Genomic DNA, 7,589 nt, shown 5'->3' with positions numbered 1-7,589 from the left:
ATTGAGGCGCGGGGGTCTGGGGGCGGAGCCCCCGGCGGGGTCCGGGGCGGAGCCCCGGTATTCAGGAAGGGGCGGGGTGGGGGAAGGGCGCGCCGCAGGCGTCGGGGTCAGGCGCGGAGGGCTGCGATGGACTCGGACAGGGCCGTCGGGACGTCCCCGACCAGGGTGTGGTGGCCGTCGCGGACGACGTGGCGGCCGCCGACCACCGTGTGCCGGACATCGGCGGCGGTCGCCGCGAAGACCGCCGTCTCGGCACCCAGCCGCGGCACCGGCCCCGCCGTGCGGACCGAGTCCAGCGCGACCGTGGTGAAGTCCGCGAGCGCGCCCGCCTCCAGCCGCCCCGCGTCGTGCCGCCCGAGGGCCGCGTGCCCGTCGGCGGTCGCGGCGGTGAGCAGCGCGTTCGCCGTCCAGTGCCCCCGGGTCCGGCTGCGCAGGCGCTCGTTCAGCTCCATCGCGCGCGCCTCCTCCAGCAGGTCGATGACCGCGTGGCTGTCGCTGCCGAGGGACAGCGGGCTGCCCGCGTGCTGGAGGCGGGTCGCCGGGCCGATGCCGTCGGCCAGGTCGCGTTCCGTGGTGGGGCACATGCACGTGCCGGTGGTGGTGCCGCCGAGGAGGGCGATGTCCGCGTCGGTCAGGTGCGTGTTGTGGACGCCGGTGGTGCCCGGGCCGAGCACCCCGTGGTCGGCGAGGAGCTGCGTCGGGGTCCGGCCGTGCGCGGCCTGGCAGGCGTCGTTCTCGGCGGTCTGCTCCGAGAGGTGGACGTGCAGCGGGGCCCGGCGCTGCCGCGCCCACGCGGCGACGGTGGCCAGCTGCGCGGCCGGGACGGCGCGCACCGAGTGGATGGCCGCGCCGACCAGCGCGTCGCCGCGGGGCTTCAGCGCGCTCGCGCGCTCCGCCCACGCCTCGGCGGTGCCGTCGGAGAAGCGCAGCTGGTGCGGGTCGGGGGCCTGGCCGAAGCCCGCCGAGAGGTAGGCGGTGTCGAGGAGGGTGATGCGGATGCCGGCCGCGGCGGCGGCCTCGATCAGGGCCTCGCCCATCGCGTTCGGTTCGGCGTACGGGGCGCCGCCGGGGGCGTGGTGGACGTAGTGGAACTCGCCGACGTTCGTGATGCCGGCCAGCGCCATCTCGGCGTACACGGCCCGGGCGAGCTCGAAGTAGCTGTCGGGGGTGAGGTTCTGGGCGACCTTGTACATGAAGTCGCGCCAGGTCCAGAAGGTGCCGGAGCCCACCTGGACCGTGCCGCGCAGGGCCCGGTGGAAGGCGTGGGAGTGCGCGTTGGCCAGGCCCGGGAGGGTCAGGCCGCGCAGGATCTCCGCGCCGGGCGGCGGGGCGTCCACGCCGAGGCGCAGGGCTCCGATCCGGCCGTCTTCGGTGACCTCGAGGGCGACGCCCGGCTCGACGTGGGTGCCGAGCCAGGCGTGCTCCAGCCAGTACGTCGTCAACGACATGCCAGGCCTTCCAGTACGTCGGCGAGGGCGAGGACTCCGGCGACGCAGTCGTCCTCGGCGGCGAACTCCTTCGGGGAGTGGGAGACGCCGGTGGGGTTCCGTACGAACAGCATCGCGGTCGGGACGGCCGCGGAGAGGATTCCGGCGTCGTGTCCCGCCCCCGTGCCGAGTACGGGGATCTCGCCGCCCAGGATCCGGTTCATCTCGTCGCGCAGGGCGTGCTCGAACTCGACGACGGGGGTGAAGGACTCCCGGACGATGCCGAGGTCGATGCCGTCCTGGTCGGCGCGCTCGCGGGCGGCCTTCTCGATGGCGGTGACGACCGTGTCGAGGGTGGCCTGGTCGGCGGCGCGCGAGTCGAGCCAGCCGCGCACGAGCGAGGGGATGGCGTTGACCCCGTTGGGCTCGACGGCGATCTTCCCGAAGGTGGCGACGGCCCCGGCGAGGGCCGCCTCCGTACGGGCGGCCAGCACGGTCGCCGCGTACGTGAGCATCGGGTCGCGGCGGTCCACCAGGCGGGTGGTGCCCGCGTGGTTGGCCTCGCCGCGGAAGTCGAACCGCCAGCGGCCGTGCGGCCAGATCGCGGAGGCGATGCCGACGCGGTCCCCGGACAGGTCGAGGGCCCGGCCCTGCTCGACGTGCAGTTCGACGAACGCGCCGATGCGGGCGAGCCGTTCGGGGTCCGCGCCGATGCCGTCCGGGTCGTATCCGGCGGCCTCCATGGCCTGCGGGAGGGAGGTCCCGTCGGCGTCGCGGAGCTCGTACGCCTTCTCCTTGGTCAGCTGCCCCGCGGCGAGCCGGGAGCCGACGCAGGCGAGGCCGAAGCGGGCCCCTTCCTCGTCACCGAAGTTGGTGATGGCAAGTGGCCTGGCGAACTCCGCGCCCCTCCTGCGGAGTTCGTCCAGGGCCGCGAAGGAGGACACCACCCCGAGGGGGCCGTCGAAGGCCCCGCCGTCGGGGACGGAGTCCAGGTGCGAGCCGGTGACCACGGCGTCGCCCGCGAGGGGGTCGCCGAGCCAGGCCCACTGGTTGCCGTTGCGGTCGGTCTCGTACGTCAGCCCGCGCGCCTCGGCCTGCTCCTGGAACCAGGTGCGGCAGTCGGCGTCGGCGCCGGTCCAGGCGTAGCGGCGGTATCCGCGGCTACCGCTGTCGCGACCGATGGGCGCGAGCTCGGCCCACATGGCATGGAACGAACCAGCCCCGCCGGCGCCAACTCCAGCCCCGCCGGAGGCAACATCAGCCCCGCCGGCGTTTGAGGCCCCGCCGGAGGCAACATCAGCCCCGCCTGGGGGTACCTCCCAGCGGTAGCTGGGGGAGTTTGAGGCGCGGGGGTCCGGGGGCAGAGCCCCCGGCAGCGGCGCCGCACCCGACACGTCGCCCTCGCTCACGCGGACTCACCCTCGCGCATGGGAACCCGCACGCCCCGCTCGTCCGCGACGGACTCCGCGATGTCGTAGCCCGCGTCGACGTGGCGGATGACGCCCATGCCCGGGTCGTTGGTGAGGACACGGCGGATCTTCTCGCCGGCCAGCGGGGTGCCGTCGGCGACCGTGACCTGGCCCGCGTGGATCGAGCGGCCCATGCCGACGCCGCCGCCGTGGTGCAGGGAGACCCAAGAGGCGCCGGAGGCGACGTTGACCATCGCGTTGAGCAGCGGCCAGTCGGCGATGGCGTCGGAGCCGTCGAGCATGGCCTCGGTCTCGCGGTACGGGGAGGCCACCGAGCCGCAGTCGAGGTGGTCGCGGCCGATGACCAGCGGCGCGGCGAGGGTGCCGTCGGCCACCATCTCGTTGAAGCGCTCGCCGGCCTTGTCGCGCTCGCCGTAGCCGAGCCAGCAGATGCGCGCGGGCAGGCCTTGGAAGTGGACGCGCTCGCCCGCCATCTTGATCCAGCGGTGCAGGGACTCGTTCTCTGGGAAGAGCTCCAGCATCGCCTTGTCGGTCTTGTGGATGTCCGAGGCCTCGCCGGACAGGGCCGCCCAGCGGAAGGGGCCCTTGCCCTCGCAGAACAGCGGCCGGATGTAGGCGGGGACGAAGCCGGGGAAGGCGAAGGCGCGGTCGTAGCCGGCCAGCTGGGCCTCGCCGCGGATGGAGTTGCCGTAGTCGAAGACCTCGGCGCCCGCGTCCATGAAGCCGACCATGGCCTCGACGTGCCTGGCCATGGACTCGCGGGCGCGGGTGGTGAAACCGGCCGGGTCCTTGGCCGCGGCGGAGGCCATGTCCTCGAAGTCGACGCCGACGGGGAGGTAGGCGAGCGGGTCGTGGGCGCTCGTCTGGTCGGTGACGATGTCGATCGGCGCGCCCTCGGCCAGCATCTGCGGGAGCAGCTCGGCGGCGTTGCCGAGCAGGCCGATGGAGAGCGGCTTGCGGGCGTCGCGGGCTTCGACGGCCAGCTGGAGGGCGTGGCGGAGGCTGTCGGCCTTGACGTCCAGGTAGCGGTGCTCGATGCGGCGCTCGATGGCGCGCGGGTCGACGTCGATGCAGATCGCGACGCCGTCGTTCATCGTCACCGCGAGCGGCTGGGCGCCGCCCATGCCGCCGAGGCCGGCGGTGAGGGTGATGGTGCCGGCGAGGGTGCCGCCGAACTTCTTGGCGGCGACGGCGGCGAAGGTCTCGTAGGTGCCCTGGAGGATGCCCTGGGTGCCGATGTAGATCCACGAACCGGCCGTCATCTGCCCGTACATGGTCAGGCCGAGCTGCTCCAGGCGGCGGAACTCCTCCCAGTTGGCCCAGTCGCCGACGAGGTTGGAGTTGGCGAGCAGTACGCGCGGCGCCCACTCGTGGGTCTGCATCACGCCGACCGGGCGGCCGGACTGGACGAGCATCGTCTCGTCCTGCTTGAGGGTGCGGAGGGTGCGGACCATCGCGTCGTACGAGCGCCAGTCGCGGGCGGCCTTGCCGGTGCCGCCGTAGACGACCAGCTTGTCGGGGTGCTCGGCGACCTCGGGGTCGAGGTTGTTCTGGAGCATCCGCAGCGCGGCCTCCTGCTGCCATCCCAGGGTGCTGAGCTCGGTGCCTCGCGCGGCACGTACGGGGCGGGGTCCTGACATGGCGGTGCCTCCTCCGATGTTGGTCAATCCATTCACATCCTGACCTCCTGAATAGATTCAGTCAACAGCTGCGGGCGGCTCCTTCGGATGATGGGATGGCGGTATGGCTGCCGACGTGGACACGGAAGGCGCCGCCGCGCGCCGCGATCTGGCCGTACGGGCCGCCGCCCGGCAGGGGCTGCTGGACGCGGAGCCCCTGGTCTGCCTGCTGGACACGGCCGGGATCCGGGCCTCCGCCGCGGCCCTGACCGCCGCCTTCGAAGCCGCGCTCGCGCCCGGCACCCCCGTCCTGCACGCCTTCGCGGTCAAGGCCGCCCCGCTCGTCCCGGTGCTGCGGCTGCTGGCCGACGCCGGGCTCGGCTGCGAGGTGGCTGGCCCCGGCGAGCTGGCGCTGGCCCGGGCGGCCGGGGTGGGGGCGCAGCGGACCGTACTGGACTCCCCCGCCAAGACCGTGGCCGAACTGCGCGAGGCGCTGGCGCTGGGCATCGCCGTCAACGCCGACAACCGGCAGGAGCTGGAGCGGCTCGACGCGCTCGTCGCCGGGGCGCCCACCGCGTCCCCCGTCGGCGTACGGATCAACCCGCAAACCGGGGCCGGCACCATCGACGCCCTGTCCACGGCCACCTCGACCTCGAAATTCGGGATCGCGCTGCGCGATCCGGGTGCCCGGGCATGGCTGGTGGGGGCGTACCTGGACCGGCCGTGGCTGACCCGGCTGCACATCCACTCGGGCTCCCAGGGCGTCCCGCTGCCGCTGATCGCCGAAGGCGTACGGGAACTGCACGCGCTGGCCGAGGAGATCAACGCGGCGGCCGGGCGCCGCCAGGTCGACACCCTCGACATCGGCGGCGGCCTCCCGGTGAACTTCGCCTCGGACGAGCACACCCCGGCGTACGCGGACTACGTCCGTGCCCTGCGCGAGGCCGTCCCCGGCCTCTTCGACGGCTCGTACGGCCTGGTCACGGAGTTCGGCCGGTCGCTGCTGGCCAAGCACGGGCTGGTCGTGGCCCGCGTCGAGTACACCAAGACCACCGGGGCCCGGCCGATCGCCCTCACCCACGCGGGGGTCCAGCTCGCGACCCGCACGGTGTACGCCCCGGCGGCGTGGCCGCTGCGGATCCTGCCGTACGACGCGAAGGGCGCCCCGAAGGACGGCGAGCCGGTGGCCCAGGACATCGCGGGGCCGGCCTGCTTCGCGGGGGATCTGCTGGCGACGGCCCGGGAGCTGCCGCTGCTCGCGCCGGGGGACCTGATCGGGGTGCCGGACACGGGGGCGTACTTCTTCACCGCCCACTACGGCTACAACAGCCTCCCCCGCCCGGCGGTCCACGGCTACACGGTGACCCCACCGACCGAGGTCCGCTTCAGCCTGGCCAGGCCGGCGCAGAGCCTCGCGGCGATCGTCGCCGAGGCGGGCGGGTGCCTCCGGGACGCGCTGCTCTAACCCGCCGTTTCCTGGGGCTCCGCCCCAGACCCCGCTCCTCAAACGCCGGAGGGGCTGGATTTGCCCTGCGGGCAACCAGCCCGCGCCTGTCCAGCCTCGCCGGCGTTTGAGGCGCGGGGTCTGGGGCGGAGCCCCGGCAACGGCGCCGCGGGCTTACTCCACGAACAGGCCGCGGGCCGCGGCTCGGGCGTCAAAGGCTTCCAGACGGGCCTGGGCGTCGGGCAGGGCGTCGGCCATGGCCTCCAGCAGCACCCGCCCCAGCAACATCGGCGCGCACGCCGTGTCGAAGGCCAGTCCGGTCCCCACCGGCGCCGGGATCAGCAGGTCCGAGTGGCGGGCCACCGGGGCGAAGGCCGAGTCCGCGACCGTCACCACCGTCAGCCCGGCCCGCCGCGAGCGCTCCAGCACGTCCACGACCTCCCGGGGATGGCGCGGCAGCGCGAAGCAGAGCAGCGCCGAGGCCCCCGCGCCGACGGCCGCGTCGATCCGGTCGTCCAGCATCGAGCCGCCCTCGTCGAGGAGCCGTACGTCCGGGTGCACCTTCGCGGCGAAGTACGCGAACCCGCGCGCCTGCGAGGACGCCGCTCGCAGCCCGAGCACCGGGAGCGGGGTGGAGGCGGCCAGCAGCCGTCCCGCCTCCTGGACCGGCGAGGGGTCGGCGAGCATCGCGGCCAGCTGCCGCAGGTTCTCGATCTCGCCCTGCACCGCCTGCTGGTACTCGTTGTACGCGTCCTCGTGCGTGACGTCCGGCCGCTCGGCGGGGGCCACCTCGCGCAGGTGGCGGCGCAGGGCGGGATAGCCGTCGAAGCCCAGCGCCACCGCGAAGCGGGTCACCGAGGGCTGGCTCACCCCGGCCAGCTCGGCGAGTTCCACGCTCGACAGGAAGGGCACCTCCGCCGCCCCGCGCACCATGCAGTGTGCGATCCGCCGCTGGGTCGGCGTCAGCCGGTGCCCCTCGAACAGCTTCTGCAGCCGCGCGGCCGGGCTGTCGCTCATTCCCGTCCCCTCCGTCCCCATGGGTTATTCAGTCACCGAGCACTCTGCATGTGGTTATGCAGCTCGGCAAGCCGCGACCGCGATGCGGATACGGGGGCTAGCCCCAGTGCGGGGGCCCGCGGCGGTTCCTACGGTGGGGGCATGGACGCGCACGCCCGAGAGCTGAAGAAGGAATTCGACGCCACGCTGGACGCCCGGCGGGAGCTGGGGCCGGAGTACGAGGCCGCGCTGGTGGACTCGTTCGTCGAGAAGGTCGACACGCAGGTGCGGCGCCGGCTGGCGGAGGAACGCCTGTCCGCTGCCCGCGTGGGCGGCGGGGGCCGCCGGCCGGATCCGGCGGAGGGGAACTTCGGCGAACGCTTCGGCTTCGCGATCATCACGCTGGTGCTGGCGATCCCGCTGTCCGCGATCGCCGCCACGCAGGCGGGTCTGGCGGGCCTGCTGGTCGCCTGGGGCGGCATCCTGGGCGTGAACTTCATCCACGCCAAGCGCCTCCGGCGGGGGTCTGCGGAGTAACCGGGGCTGCGGAAGCGCGGCCCCGGGCCCGGGAGCACGGGGCAGGTGCGGCACCGCTGCGGGGGGGGGGGGGGGGGGCGGCGGCGGCGGCCGCGCGGGCGGCGGGGGCGGGGGGGCCGGCAGCGCCGCCGGCCCG

General features: G+C 74.4%; 6 protein-coding genes. 2 read left to right on the top strand and 4 right to left on the bottom strand.

The annotated features are described in order from the left end of the window. Positions 1–107: 107 nt before the first annotated feature. The 3 genes from ACFWP3_RS41060 to hutU form a co-directional block, all read right to left on the bottom strand. Positions 108–1,448: a formimidoylglutamate deiminase gene (locus ACFWP3_RS41060; protein ID WP_384231926.1), complete on the bottom strand. Its 1,341-nt coding sequence runs from the start codon at positions 1,446–1,448 to the stop codon at positions 108–110. Continuing rightward, positions 1,439–2,629: an allantoate amidohydrolase gene (locus ACFWP3_RS41055; RefSeq protein WP_384231924.1), complete on the bottom strand. Its 1,191-nt coding sequence runs from the start codon at positions 2,627–2,629 to the stop codon at positions 1,439–1,441. Before ACFWP3_RS41055 ends, ACFWP3_RS41060 begins: the two co-directional genes overlap by 10 nt. A 203-nt stretch (positions 2,630–2,832) precedes the next feature. Next, the gene (hutU, locus tag ACFWP3_RS41050) at positions 2,833–4,497 is read right to left on the bottom strand and encodes a urocanate hydratase (RefSeq protein WP_384231921.1); all 1,665 of its coding nucleotides are present in this window, start codon (positions 4,495–4,497) and stop codon (positions 2,833–2,835) included. A gap of 103 nt (positions 4,498–4,600) precedes the next feature. Between hutU and ACFWP3_RS41045 the strand changes: the two genes are divergently transcribed. Beyond that, on the top strand, positions 4,601–5,941 hold the full coding sequence (locus ACFWP3_RS41045; protein ID WP_384231917.1) for a diaminopimelate decarboxylase: 1,341 nt from the start codon (positions 4,601–4,603) through the stop codon (positions 5,939–5,941). Between the two features lie 153 nt (positions 5,942–6,094). On the opposite strand, the gene ACFWP3_RS41040 is transcribed toward ACFWP3_RS41045, so the two are convergent. Next, a complete protein-coding gene (locus ACFWP3_RS41040) occupies positions 6,095–6,937 on the bottom strand; it encodes a MurR/RpiR family transcriptional regulator (RefSeq protein WP_384231915.1) in 843 nt (280 codons plus the stop codon). A 141-nt stretch (positions 6,938–7,078) separates the two neighbouring features. Here ACFWP3_RS41040 and ACFWP3_RS41035 point away from each other — a divergent pair, with 141 nt between their 5' ends. After that, a complete protein-coding gene (locus ACFWP3_RS41035) occupies positions 7,079–7,453 on the top strand; it encodes a hypothetical protein (protein WP_384231912.1) in 375 nt (124 codons plus the stop codon). Positions 7,454–7,589 lie beyond the last annotated feature (136 nt).

Origin of the sequence: Streptomyces sp. NPDC058525, from assembly GCF_042719495.1 — a bacterium.
Classification (GTDB): domain Bacteria; phylum Actinomycetota; class Actinomycetes; order Streptomycetales; family Streptomycetaceae; genus Streptomyces.
Note: the sequence above shows the minus strand (reverse complement) of the source record. Positions and strands in the feature narration are given on the sequence as shown.